Raw genomic sequence first — 26907 nt, forward strand, 5'->3', positions numbered from 1 at the left:
CTCACCAGGTTCGAACACCCGTCGAAATCCCCGCACTTGCCCCGCTAGTTCCGTCACCGAAAGCGCTTCCCCTCCAGATCCGGGTCAAGTTGTGGCCGCACCGTTGTGCCCCGCGTGGTGCAGTGGTGTGGACCCTGTGGTTGGCTGAGCCACCGAGGTTTTTGCGAGAAAGGGTTCGGGGAGTGGCACGGATCCGGGCCAGATCGGCCATGGGCATCGGACTGGCCGTGGTGCTGGTCGTCGGTGCGATCGGCGGCTGGATGTTCTTCCGTTCGGACGGTGGTGACAAGGAACCGATCGTCGTGGGCAGCACCTCCACGCCCTCGATGCTCGACCCGGGCGGCGCCTACGACGCGGGCGCCGCCATGATGGTCAGCAACCTCTACCAGTCGCTGCTGACGTATGTGCCAGGCAACGAGCAGCCCGTGCCCGACGCGGCCGAGGCATGCGACTTCGACAACGACGAGCTGACGGTCTTCCGCTGCACCCTGCGCGCGGACCTGGCGTTCTCCACCGGTCGGCTGATGACCCCCGCCGACGTCAAGTTCTCCTACGACCGCATCCTCGCCATGGCCGAACGGGCCGAGCAGGACGAGGCGGACGACAGCATCCCGGCCGAGGAGAAGTTCAACTACGCGGGCCCCTCAAGCCTGCTCGCCTCTCTCGAGTCGGTCACCGTCGACGGCAGGGACATCGTGTTCCAGCTCAACCAGCCGGACGCGACCTTCCCGTTCATCGTGGCGGGCAGCGCGGGCGCCATCGTGGACAGCGAGAGCTACGAGGAGCTCGAGCCGCGCGACGACGGCTCCGTCGTCGGCTCGGGGCCCTACACGCTGACCGCGTACGAGCCCAACGAGTACGCCGACCTCGAGCCCAACCCCGAGTACCGCGGCGCCAACGAGCGCGCCGAACTCCCCATCCGCGTCCGGTGGTTCACCGAGGCCGAGGACGGCACCGCCGCCGACCAGCTGCTGGCCCGCGCGTGGGAGGAGGGCGAGGTCGACGTCAACGACGGCAAGATGCCGCCCGAGGTCCTCGCGGACATCAACCCCAGCGACCCCGACCACCGCTTCAGCGAGTCCGCCGCCGCCTCCATCCGTGTCATGGGCTTCAACACCCGCGAGGGCGCCCCCATGGCCGACGAGGCGCTGCGCAGCGCGGCCGCGGCGGTGCTCGACCGCGAGGCGATCACCCGTCATGTCCACGAGAACGCCGTCGAGGCGCTCTACTCCCTGATCCCCGTGGGCTTCGCGGGCCATGGCACGCCGTACTACGACTGGTACCGGGACGCGGATCCCGAGGAGCTGCGCGACGACCTGGAGGCGGCGGGGTACGAGCTGCCCGTCCCATTCGACCTCGCCTACTCGCGAGGCGTCCAGAACCACGAGGAGGCCGAGGTGATCACCCGCCAGCTTGAGGCGGACGGCCTGTTCGACGTCACGACGACCTACTACGACTGGTCCGAGTTCATCCCGCAGATCTACGGCTCCGCGCCGTTCGACGCCTACATCGTGGGCTGGGTGGCCGACTACCCCGACCCCGCCGCGTTCACCGACGTGCTGCTCGGCGAGGGCGACGGCCTCAACACCGGCTACAGCGACGACGGGATCAACGACCTCATCGCCCAGACGCGCGACGAGCCCGACCGCGGGCTCGCCGCCGACCGGTTCAAGCACATCCACGAGCTGGCGGCCGAGGCGGCGCCCATCGTCCCGATCTTCCAGGACGTGCGGATCACCCTGAGCGCCGAGGACATCACGGGCACTCAGCATCTGTCGAGCAACAGCGGCGTGTGGCGGCTCTGGGAGCTGCGCCGCATCTGATCCTTGCGCCATGATGCGCTCATGGCACGCCTACGGCACACGATCGTCCTCACGTCCGTCAGCCGTCCGCACGTCGAGAGGGCTCTCGGCGTCGCGCACGACGTCCTGGAGAGCCTTGGCACGCGCGGGTCCACCCTGCTCGCCGAGGACGGCCATCCCGTCGCTGGCGTCGAGCTGCGCTCAGGCGAGCACCTGCGGCCCGGCGCCAGATACGCGCTGGTGGACGGTCACGAGCAGGCGGTCGAGGCGGAGGTGCTCGCGTGGGACCGGGCGCGCGAGACCGGCGCGCGCTTCGAGGTGACGCACCCGGCGTACACGTTCCCCGACGGCGCGGAGACCTCGAGCGGCCGGGTCGTGTCCGTGGTGCGGCTGCACAGCGCCGACCGGCCCGAACGGCTCGACCTGGCCGTCGACGCGGCGCTGACCCGCGCCGACGGGCGGCGCAGGCGGCTGCGGTGGTTCACGCTCAACGGCACGCTCGACCTCGCGCGCTGGTGGCAGGCGCTCGAAGGGGCCGCGCGCTTCGGCGCGCCCGGCAGGCCCGCGTTCTCGCTGCGGATGCGGCACCCGGTACTGCGCGCCGCGTTCGAGGCCAACCCGCGCGAGGCCGCCGACGGAACGTGGCGCGTCGAGGTGGTCACGATGCTGTGCGGCCGCGGCCTGGCCCGCCCGGTCGCCGCGGTGCCGCTGCTGGTGACGCGGCGGATGATGCACCGGGCGATCGGCCAGGCGCTCGACCGCCTGGCCGACAACTGGCGCACCCACGTCGCCCCCGAGCTCAACCGCGAACCCGAGGAGCTGCGCCGGGAGTTGACGGAGCTTCTGTGTCGGGCGACGGTCAAGGAATGACGCTTGCCCCTGTGGCTTGGCCGTTGCTGGGTGCGGGTGGGTGAGGGGTGTCGCGGCTACCGCCGCGGGCCCGGCCGCTGGCCGGTGCGCAGGGGGCGATGCCGTGGACGACGGCCCCGTCGGCGCGCGCCGCGCGGCCCGTCCGCGGGCCGGTGAATGGGGTACGGCGTTCCCTGCGGCCTTGTCGGTCCGTCGGCGCGGGCCGCGCCGCGGCCACGTGTTCCGACGGTGCGGCCAGTTCGGCCACGGGCGAACCCCCGCGGTGGTAGCCGCAGCACCATTGGCCCACGTGCATCGGCCCACCGCGGGACCGTCGCGGTCAACTGCCGGGCCTGCGGCGGCAGGTGTCCCGTAGCCATCGGGCCAGGTATGCCATCCGTACTGGCTCACGGCCCTTCCCTCGCCGTGGCAGCCGCAGTCCCACTGGCCGACCCGCACCGGCCCGCGGGCTGGCCGCGTGACACGCGGCGACGGCAGGCTCACGGCCGAGTCAGCGGCGGCAGCCGCGGCGCCCCTCACCCACCCGCGGCGGGTGGCGGCTTCGCCGCCGCAGGTCTACAGCACCTTGCCCGGGTTCAGGATGCCTCTCGGGTCGAAGACCTGGCGGATCGCGCGTTGCAACTCCACGCCGTCCGGGCCCAGTTCGCGGGCCAGCCACTCCTTCTTCAGGACGCCCACGCCGTGTTCGCCCGTGATGGTGCCGCCGAGGTCGAGGCCGAGGGCCATGATCTCGTCGAACGACTCCCGCGCGCGGCGCGACTCGTCCTCGTCGCGGGCGTCGAAGCACACGGTCGGGTGGGTGTTGCCGTCGCCCGCGTGCGCGCACACGCCGATCGTCAGCCGGTGGCGTTCGGCGATGGCCGCCACCCCGTCGAGGAGGTCGGCGAGCCTGCTGCGCGGCACGCACACGTCGTCGATCATCGTGGTGCCCTTGACCGCCTCAAGGGCCACCAGGGCCGAACGCCGCGCGGCGAGCAGCATCTCCGACTCCGCGTCGTCATCGGCTGGCACCACGTCCGTCGCGCCCGCGTCCCGGCACAGCTCGGCGACCGCCGCGAGGTCGGCGCCCGGGTCCGCGGTGTCGAACGCCGCGAGCAGCAGCGCCCGCGTGCTCTCCGGAAGTCCCATGCGGGTCAGCTTGTTGACGGCGGCGATCGTCGTCGCGTCCATCAGTTCGAGCAGCGAAGGGGTGTGGCCTTCGGCCATGATCCGGCAGACCGCGTCGCCCGCCGCCGCGGCCGAGTCGAACTCCGCGGCCAGCACCAGCTGCCGCGGCGGCGCGGGCTTGAGCGCGAGCACCGCGCCCACGACCACGCCGAGCGTTCCCTCCGAGCCCACGAAGAGCCGCGTCAGGTCGTACCCGGCCACGCCCTTGGCGGTGCGCCGACCGGTCGTCAGGAGCCGACCGTCAGCCAGCACCACGTCGAGGCCCAGGACATACTCGGCCGTCACGCCGTACTTGACGCAGCACAGGCCGCCCGAGCCCGTGCCGATGTTCCCGCCGATCGTGCACTGCTCCCAGCTCGAAGGGTCGGGGGGATAGGCGAGGCCGTGGGCGGCCACCGCCTTGGACAGGTCGGCGTTGACGACGCCGGGCTCGACGACGGCGTACCGGTTGACCGGGTCGATCTCGAGGATCCGGTCCATCCGCACCAGCGAGAGCACCACGCACCCCTCGACGGCGTTGGCGCCACCCGACAGGCCCGTGCGCGCGCCCTGCGGGACCACGGGCACGCGCGCCTCGTGGGCGGTGCGCAGCACGTGGCGCACCTGGTCCACCGTGCGCGGCAGCACGACGGCCGCGGGGGTGCCCGCGGGGCAGAAGCTGGCCATGTCGTGGGCGTAGGACGCGGTGACATCGCTGTCGGTCAGGACCGCCTCGGCGGGCAGCCCTTCGCGCAGCCGTGCGACAAGAGTGTCCATAGCGGGAGTTTCGCATCGCCGTGCGGGAAATCCCATGGTCGGGACGGCGTCCGTTGTGCGAGGCTGCGCCGCGATGGAACGCGTCGTCGCCGACGGCTGGCTGCCGGTCTACGGGCACACCTCGACGCTCGACGAGTGGGACGAGTACGAGTGGTGCTGGACCGGCTCGCTCTCCCGCTGGGCGCTCGACCACCCCGACCACCCCGACCACCCCGACCACCCCGACCACCCCGACCACCCCGACCACTCCGAGGCGGCCGAGGCCCGCGCGAGCGCCGACGCCCACCGCACCCGCTGGCCGCACGGCTACCGCGGCACGCTGGGCTTTGTCACCCTGGTGCTGCGCGACGCGGCCTGAGGTGTTCACCCGGGGGCCCTCCACCGTTCACCGGGCGGGCGCGGGGACGGGCCACGATCCGGCGCATGAAATACCGAAGAAGCGCACTGCTCGGCACCGCCGTGCTGCTCGGCGCCACCGCACTCGCGCCCGCCGCGGCGCAGGAGGCGCGGGACGCGCGCGACGCTCGGCACGGGCGCCCCGGTGGCGAGGTGGAGCTGACCCTGCTCGGCCGGTACGAGTCCGGGTCCTTCGACGAGGCCGCGGCCGAGATCACGGCGTTCGACCCGGCCACCGCGCGGGTGTTCACGGTCAACGCCGAACGCGGCACCGTCGACGTGCTCGACATCGGCGACCCGGCCAACCCCGTCAAGGTGGCCGAGCTGGCCACCCCGGGCGCCAACAGCGTCGCCGTGCACGACGGGCTCGTCGCCGTCGCCCAGCAGGCGAGCGACAAGACGCGGCCGGGCACCGTGTCGTTCTTCCGCGCCGACGACGCCACCGAGGTCGAGTCGGTCACCGTGGGCGCGCTGCCCGACGCCCTGACGTTCACGCCCGACGGCAGCCGCGTCGTCGTCGTCAACGAGGGCGAGCCCGCCTCCTACTGCGAGGAGGACGGCTACGACCCGGAGGGCTCGGTGAGCGTCATCACGCTGCACGAGGGCCGCGTCGACAGCGTCCGCACCGCCGACTTCCGCGCCTGGAACGGCTCCGAGGACCGGCTGCGCCGCGACGGCGTGCGCATCTACGGCCCCGGCGCCTCGGCCGCGCAGGACCTGGAGCCCGAGTACGCGACCGTCTCGCCCGACGGGCGCCTCGCCTATGTGACGCTCCAGGAGAACAACGCGATCGCCGTGGTCGACCTCGCCAGGGCGCGCGTCACGCGCATCGAGCCGCTGGGCACCAAGGACCACTCGCGCCGCGGCAACGGCCTCGACCCGTCCGACGAGGACGGCGGCACCCACATCGGCCGCTGGCCGGTGCGCGGGCTCTACCAGCCCGACGGCATCGCCTCGTTCTCCCGTGGCGACTACCTGGTCACGGCCAACGAGGGCGACGCGCGCGACTGGGACTGCTACGCCGAGGAGGTGCGCGTCGCGGACGTCGAGCTGTCGCCGCGCGCGTTCCGCGACGCCGACGCTCTGCGAAGCCCCGAGGCGCTCGGCCGCCTGACCATCACCGAGACCTCGCCGCGCGACCGGCAGGGCCGCTACACCGAGCTGCACGCGCTCGGCGGGCGCTCGCTCTCGGTCCTCGACACGCGCGGCCGGGTGGTGTGGGACTCGGGCGACGAGCTCGAACGCCTGATAGCCGAGCGCTTCACCGACGACTTCAACACCGACAACACGGAGAACGCCCCCGACTCCCGCAGCGACAACAAGGGCCCCGAGCCCGAGGGCGTCACGGTGGGCCGGGTCGCGGGTACGGAGTACGCGTTCGCCGGTCTCGAACGCGTCGGCGGCGTCGTGGTCTACGACCTGTCGAATCCGCGCCACCCCGAGCTCGCCGGTTACGTCAACTCCCGCGACTTCGACGGCGACCCCGAGGCGGGCACGGCGGGCGACCTCGGCCCCGAGGGCCTGACGTTCATCCGCGCCCAGGACAGCCCGACGGACAAGCCCCTGCTGGTCGTCGGCTTCGAGACGAGCGGCACGACGGCGATCTACGAGATCGGCTGACGCCACCCCGCGACGACGCGCCCTTGGGGCGCGTCGTCGTGAAGGCCGCGTGATGTCAACCGTAGGAGCCCGAGCCGGAGATCGCAGGCCGCGATGCTTCGGTACTCCCGCACCCGGACGCGCCTCAGACGGAACGGACGGTACTCAGCCATGCCCTCGGTGTTCCCGAGGCCCGGGGCTGTGCCAGGGGTCAGAACCTGCGGGTGATCAGGGCCTGTTTGACCTCCTGGATCGCCTTTGTCACCTCGATGCCGCGCGGGCAGGCGTCCGTGCAGTTGAAGATCGTGCGGCAACGCCACACGCCGTCGCGGTCGTTGAGGATCTCAAGGCGCTGCTCGGCGCCCTCGTCGCGCGAGTCGAAGATGAAGCGGTGGGCATTGACGATCGCCGCCGGGCCGAAGTACTGGCCGTCGTTCCAGAAGACCGGGCACGCGCCCGTGCACGCCGCGCACAGGATGCACTTGGTCGTGTCGTCGAAACGCTCCCGCTGCTCCGCCGACTGGCGGCGCTCGCGCGACGGCTGGTTGCCCGTCGTCACCAGGAACGGCATCACGTCGCGGTACGCCTGGAAGAACGGCTCCATGTCGACGATCAGGTCCTTCTGGACCGTCATGCCCTTCAGCGGCTCGATCACCACCGGCTTGGCCTTGGGGCCGCCGCCGAGGTCGGCGATGTCCTTGATGAGCGTCTTGCAGGCCAGCCGGTTCTTGCCGTTGATGCGCATCGCGTCCGAGCCACAGATGCCGTGGGCGCACGAGCGGCGGAACGTCAGGGTGCCGTCCTCGTCCCACTTGATCTGGTGGAGGGCGTCGAGCACCCGCTCCTTGGGGTCGATGTCCAGCGTGAAGTCCTGCCAGAACGCGTGCTCGGATGACTCGGGGTTGAACCGCCTGATGCGGAACATGACCCGCGCGAGGTGGGACGAGTCGGCCATGCCCCCGGTCGGGGTCTCGGTCACCGTTGCCATCAGTACGTACGCTCCTGCGGCTGGTAGCGGGTCTGGACGACCGGCTTGTAGTCGAGCCTGATCGTCTCGTTTCCTTGGGAGTCCACTTCGCGATAGGCCATGGTGTGCCGCATGAAGTTGACGTCGTCGCGGTGCGGGAAGTCCTCGCGGTAGTGGCCGCCGCGGGACTCCTTGCGGGCCAGCGCCGAGACGACCAGCACCTCGGCGAGGTCGAGGAGGTTCCCGAGCTCGAGGGCTTCGAGCAGGTCGGTGTTGAAGCGCCTGCCCTTGTCCTGCACCGAGACGTTCCGGTACCGCTTGCGCAGCGCCGTGATGTCCTCCAGCGCTTCCTTGAGCGTCTGCTCGGTGCGGAAGACCATGGCGTTCTTGTCCATCGTCTCCTGCAACGCGCGGCGGATCACGGTCACCCGCTCGTTGCCCGTGGCGCCGCGCATGCGCGTCACCTCGTCGGCGACGAAGCGCGCCGGGTCGTCCGGAAGCTCCACCAGGTCCGCGCCCGCGGCGTACTCGGCGGCGGCGATCCCGGCGCGGCGGCCGAAGACGTTGATGTCGAGCAGGGAGTTGGTGCCGAGGCGGTTGGCGCCGTGCACGGAGACGCAGGCCACCTCGCCCGCGGCGTAGAGCCCGGGCACGACGTCGGTGTTGGTGGACAGGACCTCGCCGCGGACGTTGGTCGGGATGCCGCCCATCGCGTAGTGCGCGGTCGGCTGGATCGGGATGGGGTCGGTGTACGGCTCGATCCCGAGGTAGGTGCGCGCGAACTCGGTGATGTCGGGCAGCTTGGAGTCCAGCTGCTCGGGCGGCAGGTGGGTGAGGTCGAGGTGCACATGGTCGCCGTCGGGGCCGCAGCCGCGGCCCTCGCGGATCTCGGTGTAGATCGAGCGGGAGACGACGTCGCGCGAGGCGAGGTCCTTCATCACCGGCGCGTACTTCTCCATGAAGCGCTCGCCGTCCTTGTTGCGCAGGATGCCGCCCTCGCCGCGCGCGCCCTCGGTGAGCAGGATGCCCATGCGCCAGATGCCGGTCGGGTGGAACTGGAAGAACTCCATGTCCTCCAGGGGCAGTCCGCGCCGGAACGCCGCCGCCTGGCCGTCGCCGGTGAGCGTGTGGGCGTTCGATGTCACCTTGTAGAACTTGCCGTTGCCGCCCGAGGCGAACACGACGGCCTTGGCGCGGAAGACGTGCAGCTCGCCCGTGGCCAGCTCGTACGCCACGACGCCCGCCGCGCGGCGCACGCCGTCCACGGTGGTGAGCAGCAGGTCGAGGACGTAGAACTCGTTGTAGAACTCGACGCCCTCCTTCACGCAGTTCTGGTAGAGCGTCTGGAGGATCATGTGACCGGTGCGGTCGGCCGCGTAGCACGAGCGGCGCACGGGCGCCTCGCCGTGGTTGCGGCTGTGGCCGCCGAAGCGGCGCTGGTCGATCAGCCCCTCGGGGGTGCGGTTGAACGGCAGCCCCATCCGCTCCAGGTCGAGGACGGAGTCGATGGCCTCCTTGGCCAGGATCTCCGCGGCGTCCTGGTCCACCAGGTAGTCGCCGCCCTTGACCGTGTCGAACGTGTGCCACTCCCAGTTGTCGTCCTCGACGTTCGCCAGGGCCGCGGCCATCCCGCCCTGCGCGGCGCCGGTGTGCGAACGCGTCGGGTACAGCTTGGTCAGCACGGCGGTGCGGCTGCGCTTGGTGGCCTCGATGGCCGCCCGCATCCCGGCGCCGCCCGCGCCGACGATGACGGTGTCGTACGTGTGGATCTGCATCGCTCTCGTCATACTCTCGCGTCGAAGCCCCGGCGGTTCAGCTGATGTTCGGGTCGAAGGTGAAGATCACCAGGGTGCCAAGCAGCACGGTGAAGACCGTGGCCACATAGAGCAGCATCTTCAGCCAGAAGCGCGTGGAGTCGCGCTGGGCGTAGTCGTTGATGATCGTCCGCAGGCCGTTGCCGCCGTGCAGCATCGCGAGCCACAGCATCAGCAGGTCCCACACCTGCCAGAACGGCGAGGCCCAGCGGCCCGCGACAAACGCGAAGCTCACCTTGCTGACGCCGCCGTCGAGGACGAGCTGGATCACCAGGTGGGTGACCACGAGGACGACCAGGAGCACCCCCGACACCCGCATGAAGAGCCAGCCGTACAGCTCGAAGTTGGTCCTGGTGGTGCGCGGCGTGCGGCGCGTGCGGGCGCGCGGGGGCTCGATGACGGGCGCGGGGTGGTCGGGGCCGTAGCGCCTTCCGCCCTCGTCGCCCTTGGAGACCTCGCTGATCTCGATGGCCATGGTCATCAGCTCCCGAACAGCTCACGGAACGCGTGCCCGAGCACCGGATAGGCGGCGCCCGCCATCAGCGCGACCCAGACACCCACGACGGTCCACAGCATGGGCCGCTGGTAGCGGGCGCCGTTGGCCCAGAAGTCCACGGCGACGACGCGCAGGCCGTTGAGCGCGTGGAACAGCACGGCGGCCACCAGGCCGTACTCCATCACGGCCACGAGGGGCGTCTTGTAGACCTCGATCGTCTTGTCGTACGCCTCGGGCGAGACGCGGACGAGGGAGGTGTCGAGCACGTGGACGAACAGGAAGAAGAAGATGAGGACACCGGTGACGCGGTGCGCCACCCATGACCACATGCCTTCCCGGCCGCGGTACAACGTTCCTGCCGGCACGGAAGAACCCTTCACGAGCGGTGGTGCGGGCCCTGCGGCCCGGCCGGATACCGATCACCGGCCGCGGGTCATCGTAGCCGCGCGACGGCCCTGGCTCGGCCGCGGGAAGGCCGCTTCGATCATGGAGCCGCGGCGTTCGACGCCGGGTTGCCGACTCTTGGCCAACGGTTAACGTCGAACGTATGCGGCAAGCGCACTGGCGAATATTCGCACTGGTCGCGGCGGTGCTGGTCATCGTCGCGGGGGCCGTGGTCACCGTCACGACGGGGGACGAGGAGGCGCCACCCGAGCGCGGCCCCGGCGGGAGCGTCGCCGCCGCGGGGCCCACGGGTCCCGAGGGGCCGGTCGAGTCGATCCCCTCGGTGCGGTCGTTCGACGCCGCGTCGGGGCGCGGCTGGGCGCCGGGCGAGGAGACCCGCGTGGTCGCCGACGAGGACGGGCCGCTGGACGACGAGGCCGACCGGCTCGCCGACGAGCTCGACGTGCCGCGCGCGGGCGAGGGGGGCCGCGAGGGCGATGTGATCCTGGGCATCGACGACCGCGCGAACACCGGGGGAGAGGGGTACACGCTCGTCACCGAGGACAGCCGGGTCCGCATCGTCGGGCGGACCGAGGCCGGGGTCTTCTACGGCACGCGCACGCTGGTGCAGTCGGTCAACGCGAACGGCGGCACCCCCGAGGGCACCGTCACCGACCGCCCCGACAGGCCGCAGCGCGGGCTGATGATCGACATCGCGCGCAAGCCGTTCTCCGCCGACTGGATCGAGGACCGGCTGCGCGAGATGGCCGACCTCAAGCTCAACCAGCTCCAGCTCCACCTGAGCGACGACCAGGGCTTCCGCATCGAGAGCGAGAGCCACCCCGAGGTGGTCTCCGACGAGCACCTCACCAAGCGCGAGGTGCGCGACATCGTCCGGTTGGCCGAGTCGCTGCACATCCAGGTCATCCCCGAGATCGACAGCCCCGGTCACCTCGGCGCGGTGCTCGACGCGCACCCCGACCTCCAGCTGCGGCGGGCGGACGGCAGCGCTGCCGAGGGCGCGATCAACATCGCCGACCCGGCCGCGGGCCGCCTCATCGACGAGCTGCTGCGCGAGTACAAGGACCTGTTCCCCGCCCGCTTCTGGCACCTGGGCGGCGACGAGTACGCGGCCCTGCTCAGCAGCGACCCCGAGGCCACCTACCCGGGCCTGGCCAGGGCGGCGCGGGACCGCTACGGCGACGACGCGACCGTGCGCGACCTGGCCACCGGATGGCTCAACGACCGGGCCGAGGTCGTCACGGACCTGGACAGGACGCCCCAGGTGTGGAACGACGGCATGCACGCCGGGGGCGTCGTCGAGCCGAGCGAGGACCGGCAGGTGGCGTACTGGACGGGACGCGAGCAGGGCGCGAGGCCGCCGATCGAATATCTGGACGAGGGATTCAAGCTCGTCAACTTCAACTCGGAGTTCCTGTACTACGTCCTCGGCCAGCCCAATGGGTTCACCTATCCGACGGGTCAGCGCATCTTCGAGGAGTGGACGCCCGACGTGCTGCGTGGAACATCCCCCGTGCCTGACCGTTTCGCGGACGCGGACCATGTGCCGGGCGGCCGTTTCGCGGTGTGGTGCGATCTCGCGGACGCGCAGACGCCCGACGAGGTGGCGGCGGGGATCAGGCTGCCGCTGCGCGCGGTGTCCCAGAAGCTGTGGGATCCGTCACGGCCCGAGGGGACATGGGAGGAGTTCACGGAGCTGGCCGACCGCGTCGGGGGCCGGGGCTGAGCGGCCGCGGCAGCGGGTGGCCAGGGGTGCGGGCCGGGGTGGCGACCGGGGCGACAAAAGCCCCCCATGTCAGGGTATATGGGGTCATATCGGGGCATCGCGAAACAGCCGGGGTCGCCACCCCCCACAGGAGAGACCCCGGCTGCCGCGGGACGCGAGCTTGACGGGGCTCGCGTCCGCATCCCGTTCAGCGTCGGTGCGGGGCTTTCTGTTACCGAGCGGATACGGCCGGATGCGCCATGGACTCAGCCGTCGGTGACGCGTAGCGTTCAGACACCGGGGGCTCACAGTCACCAGCACGGGAGCAGAGCGCGGTACAGGGCCGCAAAGGGGGGCCGGGGAGTGCAGGGGGCAGACATCGATCTGACCGAGGCGGTGCACGCGGCGCAGGAGGGGGACGAGACCGCGTTTCAGGCGGTCTTCCGCGCCGTGCACCCGCGGTTGCTCGGTTATGTGCGCACGATCGTCGCCGAGCCCGACGTCGAGGACGTCACGGCCGAGGCGTGGCTGCACATATCGCGGGATCTGTCGAGGTTCAGCGGAGACGCCGACCGCTTCCGCGGGTGGACCGCGCGCATCGCGCGGAACCGGGCGCTCGACCACCTGAGGGCGCGCGGCAGGCGCCCGCAGGAGATGCGCGCCGACGACGACGCGCTCGCGGACATGCCGTCGTCCGCGGACACCGCCGAGGAGGCCATCGCCTCGCTCGCCACCTCGCGGGCGTTCCAGCTGGTCGCGGAGCTGCCGCAGGAGCAGGCCGGGGCCGTGGTGTTACGCACGCTGTTCGGCCTCGACTCCAAGCGGGCCGCGCTCGTCCTGGGCTGCCGCCCCGGCGCGGTCCGCACCGCGAACCACCGCGGTCTGCGCCGCCTCGCCGAGCTGGTGGAGCACGGCGAGGACTGAACGCGCCGGGCGCACCACCCCCGCGTGTAACGGAAATCGGGGCTACGGCGCAGTAAGGAACAGGCCGACTGGTCACCGGCCTACGGGGCGCTCCCCGAGGTCCCCCCCGTACCTCAGGAAGCCCCAGGCGCGGACGGGGCGGCATTCCCCCTAGCCCCGTCCGCGCACCTCGACCTCTCGCGCGGAGTGGCGCCGCGTCTCCACCGGTGGTGACGCGGGGCCGCGCACCGCGGCGCTGATCCGGGCCGCGCGCCCGTGTCCCGCACATCTCCCGCGTCGCCCCCGTCGCCCGCGTCTCCCGTGTCACGCGCATCTCGCGCCGGAGTGCGCGGAGTTCGGCGCGCGCCTCCCATGCACCGGGAGCGGCGTTCGCGCAACGCGCTCCCCCCGGCGAACGGGCGGCCGCACTTGCGCGCCACGGTGGGTGAGGTGTGCAATACGCTGCGTAGCGTCCGGGGGGCATGCGAACCCGCGGACCCGCGTCGACGCCCGCTCGCCTTCAGCCTCCCCCCGGGGGTGAACGACGGACGGCGGAGAGGGGGTATTTCTGTGAACTTCGTCTAATGCCAAGCTGAAGAGGGGCCCGAGACTCGTGAGTTGGTTTTAGCGTGTCATGCTGTTAACTGTTTGTTGTGACTGAGTTGGCCCGGCACTCGATACCGCTGCCTAATGTTCAATCCGTGCCCGTTTCATCCCCCACCCCACTCCGTGTGGCAGTGCTGGCGGATTCCGACACCCGGTGGAAGTGGGGCGCGCTGACCGCGCGCCGTATCGCTCCCGAGTCGACCGTCCACGGCTATCTGCTCTGGGGGCGCGCGACTCCCACGGAGCGCCAGCTGGCGGAGATCGGAGCGGACGCCGACGAGCTGCGTGAGGTCAGCGCGGCCGATTTCCTCGCCGACCTCGGCAAGCGCGCCCACGGCGGCGCGGACGAGGCGTTCGATGTCCTCGTGCTCGCGTGTGTCGGGGGCACCATCCAGGCCATGCTGCACGGCCTCGCGCGCGCCTGGCGCACCGCGGAGCGCCGCCCCGTCGTGGTCACCGGATATGTGGGCGTGGTCTATGAGAAGCTGCCCGACGGGCTGCTGCTGCGGCACGGCGCGGACCTGGTCCTCGCCAACAGCCGCTATGACGCCCGGCGTTTCCGCGCCGTCTACGAGGGTGTGCGGGCCGACAGCGGCGCGGTCACCGAGTGCGCGCTGCCGTTCCTCGACGGGCGCGCCTACGACCCGGGGCCCGCGCGGCGCGGGGAGCGGCCGTTCCGCGTGGTCTTCGCGGTGCAGCCGTCCGTGCCCGCCACCCGCAAGGACCGGGCCTATCTGCTGGACCGGGCCATGGAGCACGCCAGGCGCTTCCCCGACCGCGAGGTGATCCTCAAGCTGCGCAGCAAGCCGAGCGAGCACACCACGCACATCGAGGAGCTGCCCTACCAGCGCCTGGTGGAGCGGGCCAAGGAGGAGCAGCCGCCCAACTTCAAGCTGGCCTACGGGAACATGGGCGAGGTCCTCGACGAGACGGACCTGCTGGTCACCGTCAGCTCCACGGCGGCCCTCGAGTCCCTGCACCGCTCGGTGCCCACCGCGGTCCTCAGCGACCTCGGCATCCGCGAGCAGCTGGGGAACCACTACTTCATCGGCTCGGGCTGCTTCGCCTCGTGGGACGAGCTCGACGCCGGGTACCTGCCCGAGCCCGAGCCCGCGTGGCTGGCCGACCAGGGCATCGCCACGTCGCACGAGCACGCCTTCGCCACGGCGAGGGGCCGTCTCTCGGGGCTGCTCGACCAGCGGCGCCAGTCGGGCCTGCTGCCCCTCGCGCCGTATTACACCGTCCGCACCGCGCCCGGCTACCTCCCCGGCGTCCTGGCCCGCCACGGCCTCGACGTCAAGGGCGAGCCCAAGGCCGGTCACCAGGAGAGCGGCCCCGCCCAGGCGGGCATGCGCGCCGCGTCCCGCCGCCTCCTGCGCCGCACGGCGCGCGGCGCCTACCGGGCGGGCGTCCAGCGCGTCGCCCCCCTCATCCGCCGCTGGGGGCAGCTGTGACATCCGCCGTTGTGACATCCGCCGTTGTGGCCTCCGCCGTTGTGGCCTCCGTCGTTGTGACGTGGACGACTTCTCCCAACCGATCCCCCTCCCGCGGACTCATAACCGACGTGACCGACCTGCGAAGCGAAGGCGTGACCCCATGAGCACTGTTCTGGCCGTGATCCCCGCCCGCGGGGGCTCCAAGGGCGTGCCAGGGAAGAACCTCGCGCCGGTCGGCGACGCCCCCCTCGTCCACCGGGCCGTGCGCGAGTGCCGCGCCGCCCGCCTGCTGACCTCCGTCGTCGTCTCCACCGACGACCCCGGCATCGCCGCCGCGGCGCACGCCGCGGGCGCCGAGGTCATCGAGCGCCCCACCGAGATCTCAAGCGACACCGCGACGAGCGAGGCCGCGGTGCTGCACGCCATGGGCGTCTACGAGGAGCGGCACGGCGTCACGGTGGACGTCGTCCTGCTCGTCCAGTGCACCAGCCCGTTCCTCACCGGCGAGGAGATCGACGGCGTCTCGGCCGCCGTGCTCGACGGCGCCGACACCGCGCTGACGGTCGCCCCGTTCCACGGCTACGTCTGGCGCGACGGCGACGGCGACGGCGACAGCGGCGGCAAGGGCGACGGGAGCGGCGCGGGCGACGGGAACGGCGAGGCGCGCGCGTCGAGCGGCGGCTACGGCGTCAACCACGACAAGTCCTTCCGCCCCCGCCGCCAGGACCGGCCCCAGGACCTCTTGGAGACCGGCGCCGCCTACGCGATGCGCGCCGACGGGTTCCGCGAGAAGCGGCACCGCTTCTTCGGCCGCACCGAGCTGGTGCGCACCGACCCCGAGCGCGTGCTCGAGATCGACGACCCGCACGACCTCGCGCGCGCCCGCGCCCTGGCCCCGCTGCTCGACGGCGGGCCCACAGGGCTGACCAGCTGGCCCCTTCCCGACTACCTGCCCACCCGCGCCGACATCGACGCGGTGGTCCTCGACTTCGACGGCACCCAGACCGATGACCGGGTGCTCGTCGACTCCAAAGGACGGGAACTCGTCGCCGTGCACCGCGGCGACGGACTCGGCATCGCCGCGCTGCGCCGCGCGGGACTGCCCCTGCTGATCCTGTCCACGGAGGAGAATCCGGTCGTCGCCGCGCGGGCGCGCAAGCTGCGCATCCCCGTGCTGCACGGCATCGACCGGAAGGACCTCGCCCTCAAGCAGTGGTGCGAGGAACAAGGAATCGCGCCGGAGCGCGTGCTCTACGCGGGCAATGACGTCAACGACCTGCCGTGCTTCGACCTCGTCGGATGGCCGGTCGCCGTCGCCAGCGCCCACGACATCGTGCGAGGCGCCGCCCGCGCGGTCACCTCCGCGCCGGGTGGCGCAGGCGCGATCCGCGAGATCGCCTCGTGGATCCTCGGAAAGGAACTGACAGCATCATGACCCCTGGCAACCGCCTTCGTACCTTCGGAGACCGTGTCGTGGGCACCGGCCGGCCGGTCTACATCACGGGTGAGATCGGTATCAACCACAACGGCGACCTGGAGAACGCCTTCGCGCTCATCGACGCCGCCGTCGAAGCCGGCTGTGACGCCGTGAAGTTCCAGAAGCGGACGCCGGAGATCTGCACTCCGCGCGACCAGTGGGACATCGAGCGGGACACCCCGTGGGGCCGGATGACCTACATCGACTACCGGCACCGCGTCGAGTTCGACGAGGAGCAGTACCGCGCCATCGACGAGTACTGCGCCAAGCGCGGCATCCACTGGTTCGCCTCCCCGTGGGACACCGAGGCCGTCGCCTTCCTCGAGCGTTTCGACGTCCCGGCCCACAAGGTCGCCTCCGCGTCGCTCACCGACGACGAGCTGCTGCGCGCCCTGCGGGCCACAGGCAAGACGATCATCCTGTCCACCGGCATGTCCACGCCGCAGCAGATCCGGCACGCGGTCGAGGTGCTTGGCAGCGAGAACATCCTGCTGTGCCACGCCACGTCGACCTACCCCGCCAAGGCCGAGGAGCTCAACCTCCGGGTGATCCACACCCTTCAGGCCGAGTACCCGAACGTTCCCATCGGCTACTCCGGGCACGAGACGGGACTCCAGACCACGCTGGCCGCCGTCGCGCTCGGCGCCACCTTCGTCGAGCGGCACATCACCCTCGACCGCGCGATGTGGGGCTCCGACCAGGCCGCCTCCGTCGAGCCGCAGGGCCTTCAGCGGCTGGTGCGCGACATACGGATCATCGAGGAGTCCCTCGGCGACGGTGTCAAGAAGGTGTACGAGAGCGAGCTGGGCCCGATGAAGAAGCTCCGCAGGGTCAAGGGGGTCATCGCCGAGCGCGAGTCCGCCCCCGCGACCGTCTGAGCCTGCCTGGCCGAGCACACCCGCGATCGGACGAGAACGGGACGGAACACGCATGAGTGACGCGCGGTCGGAGACGCTGGCGTTCGCCGAGAGCCCGGTTCAGCTGCTCAACACGCTGGAGTGGGCGCACACTTCGGGACCCGGCGCCTTCACCGTGATCATCCTGCCACCCCACGACCCGACCAGCAGGGGCCAGTTGCGCCGCATGGCGCAGCTGGCCCGCGACTCCGGCTGCCGCGTGCTGTGGCGCGAGGCCAGGGGCGGCGCGGTGACCCCGTCGCGGGCCCTGGCCGCGCTCGCGGGCCCGCTCCGCAGGGCGCGGCGGCTGGTGATCGGCGATCCGTTCTCGCACTACCTCCAGCTCCTGCTGTCCATGGCGGGCCGCTGCGACATCGTCGTCGTGGACGACGGCACCGCCACCATGGAGTTCACCGCCCAGCTCTCCCGGGGCGAACGCCTGGTGCGCTGGCACAGGCCAAGGCCCCGCGGGCCCAGGTCGGTGCTGTTCGCGCCGGTCGCGCGCCGGGCCGTGCGCAGGCTCTCGCCCGCGGCGGGGCGCACGGTCGAGGTCTTCACCGTGATGCCCGTCAAGCCCGTGCGCGGCATCACCGTCACGGCCAACACGTTCGCCTGGAGCCGTTCCCACTTTCCGCCGCCCCGCCTCACCGGGCGCGCGGACCTGGTGGGCACCTCGCTGGTGGAGACGGGCGTGCTGCACGAGGACCGCTACATCGCCGAGGTCGCCGTGCTCGCCCGCGAGCACACCGTCACCCGGTACTTCGCGCACCGCAAGGAGAGCGGGGAGAAGCTGCGCCGCCTCGCCGCGGCGGCGGGCCTCGAGATCGTCAGGCCCGACCTCCCCCTCGAACTGGTCGCCCGCAGGGGCCCGATCGGCTCGAAGATCATCAGCTTCCCCTCGACCGTCGTCCACACCCTGCCGCACGTCCTGGCCGACACCGAGGTCGAGGTCGTGGTGCGGGACGTCGCCAAGACGTGGTTCACCGACCGCGTCACCGAGCGCGCCAGCGGCTTCCTCGCCGAGGTCACCAGCACGGCCAGGGGCGCCCACGGCCTCCAGCCCGGCTCGCAGTGAAACGCGACGCGGCCGATGTGAGACCAACATCACGCCGGCGCGCACGCCGCGTGCGAGGGCGAAATAACCCCTCATACCCAACCACACGCCGCTTCATGCGCCCGCACTCTCCTCCTCAGGCGGGAACTTCGCGTGATCGGCCCGCCCTTGCCCTCGAAACTTGGTTAACCTCGTCACATGAGTGAGCTGCCGCCTCCCCCGTCCGGTCCGACGTCTCACATGGACGATGCCCTGAGGCGTGAGCTCATCGACTTCCGCCGCGACATCCACATGCACCCCGAGCTCGGCGGCCAGGAGGTGCGCACCACCGCGGTCGTCAAGGACCGCCTCGAGCGCGCCGGTCTGAGCCCTCGCGTCCTCGACAGTGGCACGGGGCTCGTGTGCGACATCGTCCCGCCCGGCACCGAGGGCCGCCCGCTGCTCGGCCTGCGCGCCGACATCGACGCCCTGCCCATCCCCGACACCAAGACCGTGCCGTACTGCTCCACGATCCCGGGCCGCGCGCACGCGTGCGGCCACGACGTGCACACCACGGTCGTCGTCGGCACGGGCGTCATGCTGGCCAGGCTCGCGGCCGAGGGCAGGCTGAAGCGGCCCGTGCGGCTGCTGTTCCAGCCCGCCGAGGAGGTCATGACCGCGGGCGCCCGCGACGCCATCGAGTGCGGCGTCCTCGAAGGCGTCGAGCGGATGCTGGCCCTGCACTGCGACCCCAAGCTCGACGCCGGGCGCCTCGGCACCCGCGTCGGAGCGATCACATCGGCGGGCGACCTGGTCGAGGTCACCCTGTCGGGGCCCGGCGGCCACACCGCCCGCCCGCACCTGACCACCGACCTGGTGACCGCCGCGGCCAAGGTCGCCACCGAGGTGCCCGCGCTGCTGGCCCGCCGCGCCGACACCCGTTCCGGCATGGCGATCACCTGGGGCCGCCTCACCACGGGCCACGCGTCCAATGTCATCCCGGGGACCGCCGAGCTGTCCGGCACGATGCGCTGCCTCGACATCGACGCGTGGAACGCCGCCCCCGACCTGGTGCACGCCGCGATCGACGAGGTCGCGGCGCTCTACCGCGCCAAGTCCGAGCTGAGGTACATCCGCGGCGTCCCTCCCGTGGTCAACGACCCCGAGTCCACCGCCGTCCTGGAGGACGCGATGGCCGCCCGCTTCGGCGCCGACTCCGTCGTCGAGACCGAACAGAGCCTGGGCGGCGAGGACTTCTCGTGGTATCTCCAGCACGTCCCCGGGGCCATGGCCCGCCTGGGCGTGCGGCCTCCCGGCGACGCGTCGGCCACGCTCCGTGACATCCACCAGGGCGACTTCGACGCGGACGAGCACGCGATCACCGTGGGCGTCGACCTGTTCACGACGGTGGCCCTGAGGAGTTGACGCGCCGTGTTGCCTACACGTTGCGTTCACACCGATCTGATAACGGGAGGAGCACGAGGCCGACAGGCCGGTCTACGCGCGTTACGATTCGGCCAACAGCGCCGTAAGAGGCGCTTTCGACGGAAGGAATCGTCCTCTTGCGCCGCGTATCCAGGCTTGCAGCAACGATTGCCACCTCGGCGGTCATCGCGCTCACGGCGAGCGCCTGTGGTGAGAGCTCCACCGAGTCCAACCAGAACGACAACGAGGAGTCCGGCGAGCTCGGCGTCGGCATCGCCTTCGACGTCGGCGGCCGCAACGACCACTCGTTCAACGAGGCCGCGGCCCGCGGCGGCGACCTCGCCGAGGAGGAGCTTGGCGTCACCGTCGAGTACCAGACCGCGCGCAACGGCGAGACCGACGCCGACCGCGTCCAGCGCCTCACCGCGCTCGCGCAGGAGGGCTACAACCCCGTCATAGGCGTCGGCTTCCTCTACGGCAACGCGATCACCGAGGTCGCCGCCGAGTTCCCCGACACCACGTTCGGCGTCGTGGACTCCGTGCCCGAGGGCGACAACACCTACGGCATGACGTTCGCCGAGCACGAGGGCTCCTACCTCGCGGGCGTCGCCGCCGCCCTGAAGACCGAGTCGGGCCAGGTCGGTTTCATCGGGGGCGTCGAGAACCCCCTGATCCAGAAGTTCCAGGCGGGCTTCGAGCAGGGCGTCGCCGACACCGACCCCGAGGTCACCGTCGACGTCAACTACCTCTACCGCGACGACGACCGCGGCTTCAGCGACCCGGCCCGCGCCGCCGAGCAGGCGGACGGCATGCTCGGCCGCGGCGTCGACGTCATCTACACCGCCGCTGGCTCCTCGGGCCAGGGCTCGATCGAGCAGATCGCGGGCGTGGACGGCGCCTGGGCGATCGGCGTGGACTCCGACCAGTACGAGCAGCCTGGCCTCGCCGAGTACCAGGACTCGATCCTCACCTCGGTGATCAAGGGCGTGGACGTCGCCGTCTTCGACCTGATCGAGAGCGTCGTCAACGAGGAGCCGCTGTCCGGTCACCACGAGTACACCCTCGCGGAGAACGGTGTCTCGCTGGCCACCTCGGGTGGATTCATCGATGACATCGCCACGCAGCTTGACGAGGCGACCCAGCGGATCGTCGACGGAGACGTCGAGGTCCAGGACACCCCGCAGTAGTCCTGATCGGTAGCCCGAGGGCCATCGAGAAGTCCTCGGACACGGGCCGGATGCGCCAGGGGCGGTGTGACCCACCGCCCCTGGCGCCCGCTCCCGGCCCTCCCCGTCCCCGAGGAGAGTGCGCGTGATCCCAGCGCCCAAGAGCCCGCCGCCCGCCGAGGACGCCGTTCCCGCGGTGGAGTTGCGCGGTATCACCAAACGCTTCCCCGGCGTCGTGGCCAACCACGACATCGACATCACCGTGAGACGGGGCACGATCCACGCCCTGGTCGGCGAGAACGGCGCGGGCAAGTCCACGTTGATGAAGATCCTCTACGGGATGCAGCGGCCCGACGAGGGCGCGATTCTCATCGACGGCGAGCAGGTGTCGTTCCGCAGCCCCGCGGACGCGATCGCGCGCGGCATCGGCATGGTGCACCAGCACTTCATGCTGGCCGACAACCTCACCGTTCTCGAGAACGTCGTGCTGGGCGCCGAGCGGCTGCACGGCATCGGCGCCGCCGCCCGCCGCCGCATATCCGAGCTGTCCGACACCTATGGCCTCGGCGTCCGCCCCGACCTGCTGGTCGAGGAGATCGGCGTGGCCGACCGGCAGCGCGTGGAGATCCTGAAGGTCCTCTACCGGGGCGCCCGCACGCTGATCCTGGACGAGCCCACCGCGGTCCTGGTGCCGCAGGAGGTGGACGCGCTCTTCGACAACCTGCGGGAGCTGACGTCCGAGGGCCTGACCGTGCTGTTCATCTCGCACAAGCTGGGCGAGGTGCTGACCGTCGCCGACGAGATCACCGTGATCCGCCGCGGCACGACCGTGGACACGGTCACCCCCGAGGGCACGACGCCAAGGCAGCTCGCCGAGCTGATGGTGGGCAGCGAGCTGCCGACGCCCGAGACCCGCGAGTCGACGGTCACCGACGAGCCCGTGCTCACCGTTTCCGGGCTGCACCTGTCGGGCCGCGACGCCGACGGGCTGCCGCGCGAGGTGCTGGCCGGGATCGACTTCACGATCCACCGCGGCGAGGTGCTTGGCATCGCGGGCGTCGAGGGCAACGGGCAGGCCGAGCTGGTCGAGGCCATCATGGGCATCAGGCGCCCTGACGGCGGCCGGATCGAGCTGGGCGGCGATGACATCTCACACGCCCCCACCCGCAGGCGCCGCGAGGGCGGCATCGGCTACATCCCCGAGGACCGGCACCGCCACGGGCTGCTGCTCGAGGCGCCCCTGTGGGAGAACCGGATGCTCGGCCATGTCACCGAACCGCCCAACAGCAGCGGCCCGTTGCTGACCGCCGCCGCGGCCCGCGAGGACACCCGCCGCATCGTCGCCGAGTACGACGTGCGCACCCCCGGCATCGAGGTCACCGCCGGGTCGCTCTCCGGCGGGAACCAGCAGAAGCTCATCGTGGGGCGCGAGATGAGCCACCACCCCCGTGTCCTGATCGCCGCCCACCCCACGCGCGGCGTGGACGTCGGCGCGCAGGCGCAGATCTGGGACGAGATCAGGCGGGCCAGGCGCGAGGGCCTGGCCGTGCTGCTGATCTCGGCCGACCTCGACGAGCTGATCGGCCTCTCCGACAGCCTGCGCGTGATGTACCGCGGGCGGCTCGTCGCCGACGCCGACCCCGCCACCATCACCCCCGAGGAGCTGGGCACCGCGATGACCGGCACGGCCACGGGCCATCTCGAGCACGACGCCGCGTCCGGCGCCGCATCCGACGAGGCGCGCGGGGAGGAGAACGGTGAGTAGCCCGCTGCGCGTCGACCGCGAGAAGCTGGTCCTGGGCGTCGCCGCGCCGCTGCTCGCCATCGTCACCGCGGTCGCGATCACGTCGGCCGTGATGCTGATGACGGGCGACAACCCCTTCCGCGCGTTCTCCGTGATGCTGGACTACGGCTCCAAGAGCGACAGCCAGGTCTGGATCATCAACAAGGCGATCCCCTACTACCTGGCCGCCGCCGCCGTCGCCATCGGCTTCCGGATGAACCTCTTCAACATCGGCGTGGACGGCCAGTACCGGGTGGCGGCGTTCTTCGCCGCGGTCGTCGGCGGCGCGCTGAGCCTGCCGGGGATCGTGCAGATCCCGATCATCCTGCTGACCGCCATGGCGTGCGGCGCGATCTGGGCGGGCATCGCGGGCTATCTCAAGGCCACGCGCGGGGTCAGCGAGGTCATCACGACCATCATGCTGAACTTCATCGGCGGCTCGCTCATCGCCTACTTCCTCCAGGAGGGGCGCCTCGCCGAGCGCGACGAGAACATCGTCCACACCCCCGACATCCCCGACTCCAGCTTCTTCTTCGAGATCCCGACGAACCCCCACCCCGTCCATGGCTCGATCGTGATCGCCGTCGCGGTCGGCGTCGCCTACTGGTTCGTGCTCGGCCGCACGCGCTTCGGCTTCGACCTGCGGGCGGTGGGGCGTTCGGAGGAGGCGGCCGAGGCGAGCGGCGTCAGCGTCAAGCGCACCGTGGTCACCGCGATGCTGCTCTCGGGCGCGGTCGCGGGCCTGGTGGGCATGCCGACCCTGCTCAACGAGTCGGGGAACTACGGCATCGACTTCCCCGAGGGCCTGGGCTTCACCGGCATCGCCATCGCGCTGCTCGGCCGCAACCACGCCGTCGGCATGGGCCTGGCCGCGCTGCTGTGGGGCTTCCTCGAACGCACGGGCACCCAGCTGGAGTTCGAGGGCTACGACCAGGAGATCGTCGGCGTGATGCAGGGCATCATCGTCCTGTCCGTCGTGGTCGCCTACGAGCTGGTGCGCCGCTGGGGCGTCAGGCGCCAGCAGCGGCAGGTCGGCGAGCAGCTGGTCGCCGCCAGGAACGGCAGATCCGCAACGGACCCGGCGGAGGTGTCCGCGTGACCACCCTGTCCACCCTCGCCGAGAAGGTGCGCTCCCGCCGCCCCGCGGCGCACGAGCCGCGCCGCCGCATGAGCTACCCGGTCGTGCTGCTGCTCCTGGCCGGGGCGTTGCTGCTGCTCTCCCTGGTGCGGGCCGTCACCGGCCAGCAGAGCCTGACGTCGTCCGACCAGTGGGGCGCGGCGATGGGCTTCGCCGTGCCGATCGGCCTGGCGGGGCTCGGCGGGCTGTGGGCCGAACGCGCCGGTGTGGTCAACATCGGGCTCGAGGGCATGATGATGCTCGGCCTGTTCGCCGCGGGCTGGATCGGCTGGCAGCACGGGCCTTGGGCCGCCGTGGTGGCGGGCATCGTCGGCGGCGCGCTCGGCGGGCTGCTGCACGCGCTTGCCACCGTGACGTTCGGCGTGGACCACATCGTGTCCGGCGTGGCGATCAACATCCTGGCGCTCGGCGTCGTGCAGTACCTGGCCAAGCTGTGGTTCGCCGCGGACGGCAGCGAGGCCGTGGCCAGGGGCGGCAACGACAAGCAGTCGCCGCAGATGGAGCGCATGGAGCCGTTCACCGTGCCCGGGCTCGGCGACTGGCTCGGGGACATCGACGAGCGGAACTGGTTCCTGGTGTCCGACCTGGCGGGCATCCTGCGCGCCGCGGTGCACGAGGTGTCGTGGCTGACGCTGCTGACCGTGCTGATCTTCGTGGGCACGTATCTGGTGCTGTGGAGGTCGGCGTTCGGCCTGCGGCTGCGCTCGTGCGGCGAGAACCCCCAGGCCACCGAGTCGCTGGGCGTCAACGTCTACCTCTACAAGTATCTGGCCCTGGCGATCTCCGGTGGGCTCGCGGGCCTGGGCGGCGCGTATCTCGCGGTGCTGATCCGGATGTACCAGGACGGCCAGACGGGCGGGCGCGGCTATCTGGGCCTGGCCACCATGATCTTCGGCAACTGGCGCCCCGGCGGGGTGGCCACGGGCGCGGGCCTGTTCGGCTTCATGGACGTGCTCCAGACCCGCGACCGGCCCGTGGTGCACGCCACGCTGCTGCTGTTCGCGCTCGGCCTGCTGTGCCTCGCGGCCTGGCAGCTCTACCGTGGCAAGCGCGTCCAGGCCCTGGCGGTCGCCGCCCTCGGCGTCCTGCTGTGGATCTGGTACGCGACGACCGACTCGCTGCCGCTCGAACTGGTCACCGCGAGCCCGTACTTGACGACGCTGCTGGTGCTGACGTTGTTCGCGCAACGGCTGCGGACACCCCGCGCGGTCGGAAAGCCGTATCGGAGAGGACAGGCAACATGACGCGTTCCGGCGCCCCCGAGCCCGTCGACGGTGTCGTTGCCCGCGACATCGACTGGGAGGCGCTGGACGCGGCGGCGCGCGAGGCCATGTCCCGGGCGTACGCGCCCTACTCGCACTACCCCGTGGGCGCCGCCGCGCTCGTGGACGACGGCCGCACGGTGACGGGCTGCAATGTGGAGAACGCCTCCTACGGGCTCGGCCTGTGCGCCGAGTGCGGCCTGGTCTCCGCGCTGCACGCCACGGGCGGCGGCCGTCTGACGCACTTCACGTGCTGCGACGGCACGGGCCGCGTCATCACGCCGTGCGGCCGGTGCCGCCAGCTGCTGATGGAGCACGGTGGCCCCGGGCTCGTCCTCCGCACGCCCGAAGGCATCCGCACGCTGGGCGAGTTGCTGCCGCTGGCATGGCACCTTGAGCAGTGACACCCGGCGCAGTGCCACCCCCGCCGACGTAACGAGTGAGCCCATGGACGCCATCACCATCATCCGCGCCAAGCGCGACGGCCACGCCCTGACGCCGGGGCAGATCGACTGGGTCATCGACGCGTACACGCGCGGCGAGGTCGCCGACGAGCAGATGGCGGCGCTCGCCATGGCGATCCTGCTCAACGGCATGGACCGCGCCGAGATCGCCCGCTGGACGGCGGCGATGATCGCCTCGGGCGAGCGCATGGACTTCTCGTCGCTGCCGCTGCCCACCGTGGACAAGCACTCCACGGGCGGCGTGGGCGACAAGATCACGCTGCCGCTCGCCCCGCTGGTCGCGGCGTGCGGGGCGGCCGTTCCGCAGCTCTCGGGCCGTGGCCTCGGCCACACGGGCGGCACGCTCGACAAGCTGGAGTCGATCGCGGGCTGGCGCGCCGGGCTCGCGGGCGACGAGGTGACGCGCGTGCTGCGCGAGACGGGCGCGGTGGTGTGCGCGGCGGGCGAGGGTCTGGCGCCCGCCGACCGGAAGCTGTACGCGCTGCGCGACGTCACGGGCACGGTCGAGTCGATCCCGCTGATCGCCTCGTCGATCATGTCGAAGAAGATCGCCGAGGGCACGGGCGCGCTGGTGCTCGATGTGAAGGTCGGCTCGGGCGCGTTTATGAAGAACGAGGCCGACGCGCGCGAGCTGGCCGCCACGATGGTGGAGCTGGGGCGCGACCACGGGGTGCGCACGGTCGCGCTGTTGACCGACATGTCCACGCCGCTGGGCCTGACGGCGGGCAACGCGCTCGAGGTCCGCGAGTCGGTCGAGGTGCTCGCGGGCGGCGGCCCCGCGGATGTGGTGGAGCTGACCCTGGCGCTGGCCAGGGAGATGCTGGACGCGGCGGGGCTGCCGGACGCCGACCCGGCAAGGGCGCTGGCCGACGGCTCGGCGATGGACCGCTGGCGGCGCATGATCGCCGCGCAGGGCGGCGACCCCGACGCGCCGCTGCCCGAGGCGAAGGAGCGGCACACGGTCAACGCCCCCGTGAGCGGCACGTTGACCGGGCTTGACGCGTACGCGGTGGGCGTCGCCGCGTGGCGCCTCGGCGCGGGCCGGGCCCGCAAGGAGGACCCGGTGCAGGCGGGCGCGGGCGTCGAGCTGCACGCCAAGCCGGGCGACCGGGTGCGCGCGGGCGAGCCGTTGCTGACGCTGCACACCGACACCCCCGAGCGCTTCGAGGCGGCGCTCGCCGAGCTGGGCGGCGACGCGATCCGCGTCGCGCGCGAGGGCGGGGCACCCGCGCGCTCCACCGTTCTTGACCGGATCGCGTAGCGCGACCTGATCCGCGGCGGTCGTTCGGGCGTCGCCGAGGCGTTCCGAAACGTTCAGGGCGACGTATCGACCGGCTGTCC

Annotated in this window: 20 protein-coding genes and 2 pseudogenes; 17 read left to right on the forward strand and 5 right to left on the reverse strand. The window is 71.7% G+C overall.

The genetic code is table 11. From position 1 onward, the window contains the following. Nucleotides 1-209 precede the first annotated feature (209 nt). Both DEH69_RS30520 and DEH69_RS30525 read left to right on the forward strand, forming a co-directional pair. Nucleotides 210-1823: an ABC transporter substrate-binding protein gene (locus DEH69_RS30520; protein WP_113690240.1), complete on the forward strand. Its 1614-nt coding sequence runs from the start codon at nucleotides 210-212 to the stop codon at nucleotides 1821-1823. Nucleotides 1824-1844: 21 nt separating this feature from the next. Then, on the forward strand, nucleotides 1845-2672 hold the full coding sequence (locus DEH69_RS30525; protein WP_113690241.1) for a hypothetical protein: 828 nt from the start codon (nucleotides 1845-1847) through the stop codon (nucleotides 2670-2672). A 555-nt stretch (nucleotides 2673-3227) separates the two neighbouring features. On the opposite strand, the gene DEH69_RS30530 is transcribed toward DEH69_RS30525, so the two are convergent. Beyond that, the gene (locus tag DEH69_RS30530) at nucleotides 3228-4595 is read right to left on the reverse strand and encodes an FAD-binding oxidoreductase (protein ID WP_113690242.1); all 1368 of its coding nucleotides are present in this window, start codon (nucleotides 4593-4595) and stop codon (nucleotides 3228-3230) included. A 73-nt stretch (nucleotides 4596-4668) separates the two neighbouring features. Between DEH69_RS30530 and DEH69_RS30535 the strand changes: the two are divergent. Beyond that, a pseudogene (locus DEH69_RS30535) lies at nucleotides 4669-4953 on the forward strand (hypothetical protein); the annotation flags it as partial. A gap of 65 nt (nucleotides 4954-5018) precedes the next feature. Then, nucleotides 5019-6611, forward strand: a complete 1593-nt coding sequence (locus DEH69_RS30540) for a choice-of-anchor I family protein (RefSeq protein WP_113690243.1) — start codon at nucleotides 5019-5021, stop codon at nucleotides 6609-6611. A 190-nt stretch (nucleotides 6612-6801) separates the two neighbouring features. Here DEH69_RS30540 and DEH69_RS30545 read toward each other — a convergent pair whose 3' ends face one another. Genes DEH69_RS30545 through sdhC form a run of 4 tightly spaced genes read right to left on the reverse strand, consistent with a single transcriptional unit; the run spans nucleotide 6802 to nucleotide 10232 of the window. Then, nucleotides 6802-7578, reverse strand: a complete 777-nt coding sequence (locus DEH69_RS30545) for a succinate dehydrogenase iron-sulfur subunit (protein WP_113690244.1) — start codon at nucleotides 7576-7578, stop codon at nucleotides 6802-6804. Further along, nucleotides 7578-9332 (reverse strand): succinate dehydrogenase flavoprotein subunit, encoded by a 1755-nt coding sequence (gene sdhA, locus DEH69_RS30550; protein WP_113690245.1) that lies wholly within the window; start codon nucleotides 9330-9332, stop codon nucleotides 7578-7580. The genes DEH69_RS30545 and sdhA overlap by 1 nt, the downstream gene beginning before the upstream one ends. Nucleotides 9333-9369: 37 nt before the next feature. Beyond that, nucleotides 9370-9846 (reverse strand): succinate dehydrogenase hydrophobic membrane anchor subunit, encoded by a 477-nt coding sequence (locus DEH69_RS30555; protein WP_113690291.1) that lies wholly within the window; start codon nucleotides 9844-9846, stop codon nucleotides 9370-9372. 5 nt (nucleotides 9847-9851) lie between these two features. Then, complete coding sequence (gene sdhC, locus DEH69_RS30560; protein WP_113690246.1) at nucleotides 9852-10232, reverse strand: succinate dehydrogenase, cytochrome b556 subunit; 381 nt, start codon at nucleotides 10230-10232, stop codon at nucleotides 9852-9854. Nucleotides 10233-10414: 182 nt separating this feature from the next. On the opposite strand from sdhC, the gene DEH69_RS30565 reads away from it, so the two are divergent. The 13 genes and pseudogenes from DEH69_RS30565 (at nucleotide 10415) to DEH69_RS30625 (ending at nucleotide 26827) form a co-directional block, all read left to right on the forward strand. Then, nucleotides 10415-11998 (forward strand): glycoside hydrolase family 20 protein, encoded by a 1584-nt coding sequence (locus DEH69_RS30565; protein ID WP_113690247.1) that lies wholly within the window; start codon nucleotides 10415-10417, stop codon nucleotides 11996-11998. Between the two features lie 342 nt (nucleotides 11999-12340). Then, nucleotides 12341-12883: pseudogene (locus tag DEH69_RS30570) on the forward strand (RNA polymerase sigma factor); the annotation flags it as partial. Nucleotides 12884-13581: 698 nt separating this feature from the next. Beyond that, the gene (locus DEH69_RS30575; RefSeq protein ID WP_113690249.1) at nucleotides 13582-14940 is read left to right on the forward strand and encodes a DUF6716 putative glycosyltransferase; all 1359 of its coding nucleotides are present in this window, start codon (nucleotides 13582-13584) and stop codon (nucleotides 14938-14940) included. A gap of 142 nt (nucleotides 14941-15082) precedes the next feature. Next, nucleotides 15083-16357 carry an N-acylneuraminate cytidylyltransferase gene (locus DEH69_RS30580; protein ID WP_113690250.1) on the forward strand — a complete coding sequence of 425 codons (1275 nt, stop codon included), beginning with the start codon at nucleotides 15083-15085 and terminating at the stop codon, nucleotides 16355-16357. Further along, nucleotides 16354-17277, forward strand: a complete 924-nt coding sequence (locus DEH69_RS30585; RefSeq protein ID WP_113690251.1) for an N-acetylneuraminate synthase family protein — start codon at nucleotides 16354-16356, stop codon at nucleotides 17275-17277. Before DEH69_RS30580 ends, DEH69_RS30585 begins: the two co-directional genes overlap by 4 nt. A 52-nt stretch (nucleotides 17278-17329) precedes the next feature. Beyond that, nucleotides 17330-18370 carry a hypothetical protein gene (locus DEH69_RS30590; RefSeq protein ID WP_113690252.1) on the forward strand — a complete coding sequence of 347 codons (1041 nt, stop codon included), beginning with the start codon at nucleotides 17330-17332 and terminating at the stop codon, nucleotides 18368-18370. Between the two features lie 219 nt (nucleotides 18371-18589). Continuing rightward, nucleotides 18590-19753: an amidohydrolase gene (locus tag DEH69_RS30595; protein ID WP_258535079.1), complete on the forward strand. Its 1164-nt coding sequence runs from the start codon at nucleotides 18590-18592 to the stop codon at nucleotides 19751-19753. Nucleotides 19754-19890: 137 nt separating this feature from the next. Further along, nucleotides 19891-20940 carry a BMP family protein gene (locus DEH69_RS30600; RefSeq protein WP_113690254.1) on the forward strand — a complete coding sequence of 350 codons (1050 nt, stop codon included), beginning with the start codon at nucleotides 19891-19893 and terminating at the stop codon, nucleotides 20938-20940. A 124-nt stretch (nucleotides 20941-21064) separates the two neighbouring features. Continuing rightward, nucleotides 21065-22684 (forward strand): ABC transporter ATP-binding protein, encoded by a 1620-nt coding sequence (locus DEH69_RS30605; protein ID WP_258535080.1) that lies wholly within the window; start codon nucleotides 21065-21067, stop codon nucleotides 22682-22684. After that, complete coding sequence (locus DEH69_RS30610) at nucleotides 22677-23801, forward strand: ABC transporter permease (protein ID WP_181727679.1); 1125 nt, start codon at nucleotides 22677-22679, stop codon at nucleotides 23799-23801. Before DEH69_RS30605 ends, DEH69_RS30610 begins: the two co-directional genes overlap by 8 nt. 5 nt (nucleotides 23802-23806) lie before the next feature. Next, on the forward strand, nucleotides 23807-25084 hold the full coding sequence (locus tag DEH69_RS30615) for an ABC transporter permease (protein WP_258535085.1): 1278 nt from the start codon (nucleotides 23807-23809) through the stop codon (nucleotides 25082-25084). Then, nucleotides 25081-25506 (forward strand): cytidine deaminase, encoded by a 426-nt coding sequence (locus tag DEH69_RS30620; protein ID WP_113690257.1) that lies wholly within the window; start codon nucleotides 25081-25083, stop codon nucleotides 25504-25506. The genes DEH69_RS30615 and DEH69_RS30620 overlap by 4 nt, the downstream gene beginning before the upstream one ends. 43 nt (nucleotides 25507-25549) lie before the next feature. Beyond that, nucleotides 25550-26827: a thymidine phosphorylase gene (locus DEH69_RS30625; protein ID WP_113690258.1), complete on the forward strand. Its 1278-nt coding sequence runs from the start codon at nucleotides 25550-25552 to the stop codon at nucleotides 26825-26827. Nucleotides 26828-26907: the final 80 nt, after the last annotated feature.

It is taken from the genome of Streptomyces sp. PT12 (assembly GCF_003311645.1).
GTDB lineage: Bacteria > Actinomycetota > Actinomycetes > Streptomycetales > Streptomycetaceae > Streptomyces.

Bases quoted from the DNA above. Each gene is read 5' to 3' on its own strand.
- DEH69_RS30625 (WP_113690258.1), top strand. From the start codon at position 25,550: ATGGACGCCATCACCATCATCCGCGCCAAGCGCGACGGCCACGCCCTG.
- sdhA (WP_113690245.1), bottom strand. From the start codon at position 9,332: ATGCAGATCCACACGTACGACACCGTCATCGTCGGCGCGGGCGGCGCC.
- DEH69_RS30620 (WP_113690257.1), top strand. From the start codon at position 25,081: ATGACGCGTTCCGGCGCCCCCGAGCCCGTCGACGGTGTCGTTGCCCGC.
- DEH69_RS30545 (WP_113690244.1), bottom strand. From the start codon at position 7,578: ATGGCAACGGTGACCGAGACCCCGACCGGGGGCATGGCCGACTCGTCC.
- DEH69_RS30520 (WP_113690240.1), top strand. From the start codon at position 210: ATGGGCATCGGACTGGCCGTGGTGCTGGTCGTCGGTGCGATCGGCGGC.
- DEH69_RS30565 (WP_113690247.1), top strand. From the start codon at position 10,415: ATGCGGCAAGCGCACTGGCGAATATTCGCACTGGTCGCGGCGGTGCTG.
- DEH69_RS30525 (WP_113690241.1), top strand. From the start codon at position 1,845: ATGGCACGCCTACGGCACACGATCGTCCTCACGTCCGTCAGCCGTCCG.
- DEH69_RS30590 (WP_113690252.1), top strand. From the start codon at position 17,330: ATGAGTGACGCGCGGTCGGAGACGCTGGCGTTCGCCGAGAGCCCGGTT.
- DEH69_RS30540 (WP_113690243.1), top strand. From the start codon at position 5,019: ATGAAATACCGAAGAAGCGCACTGCTCGGCACCGCCGTGCTGCTCGGC.
- DEH69_RS30585 (WP_113690251.1), top strand. From the start codon at position 16,354: ATGACCCCTGGCAACCGCCTTCGTACCTTCGGAGACCGTGTCGTGGGC.
- DEH69_RS30580 (WP_113690250.1), top strand. From the start codon at position 15,083: ATGAGCACTGTTCTGGCCGTGATCCCCGCCCGCGGGGGCTCCAAGGGC.
- DEH69_RS30555 (WP_113690291.1), bottom strand. From the start codon at position 9,846: ATGGCCATCGAGATCAGCGAGGTCTCCAAGGGCGACGAGGGCGGAAGG.
- DEH69_RS30530 (WP_113690242.1), bottom strand. From the start codon at position 4,595: ATGGACACTCTTGTCGCACGGCTGCGCGAAGGGCTGCCCGCCGAGGCG.
- DEH69_RS30595 (WP_258535079.1), top strand. From the start codon at position 18,590: ATGGACGATGCCCTGAGGCGTGAGCTCATCGACTTCCGCCGCGACATC.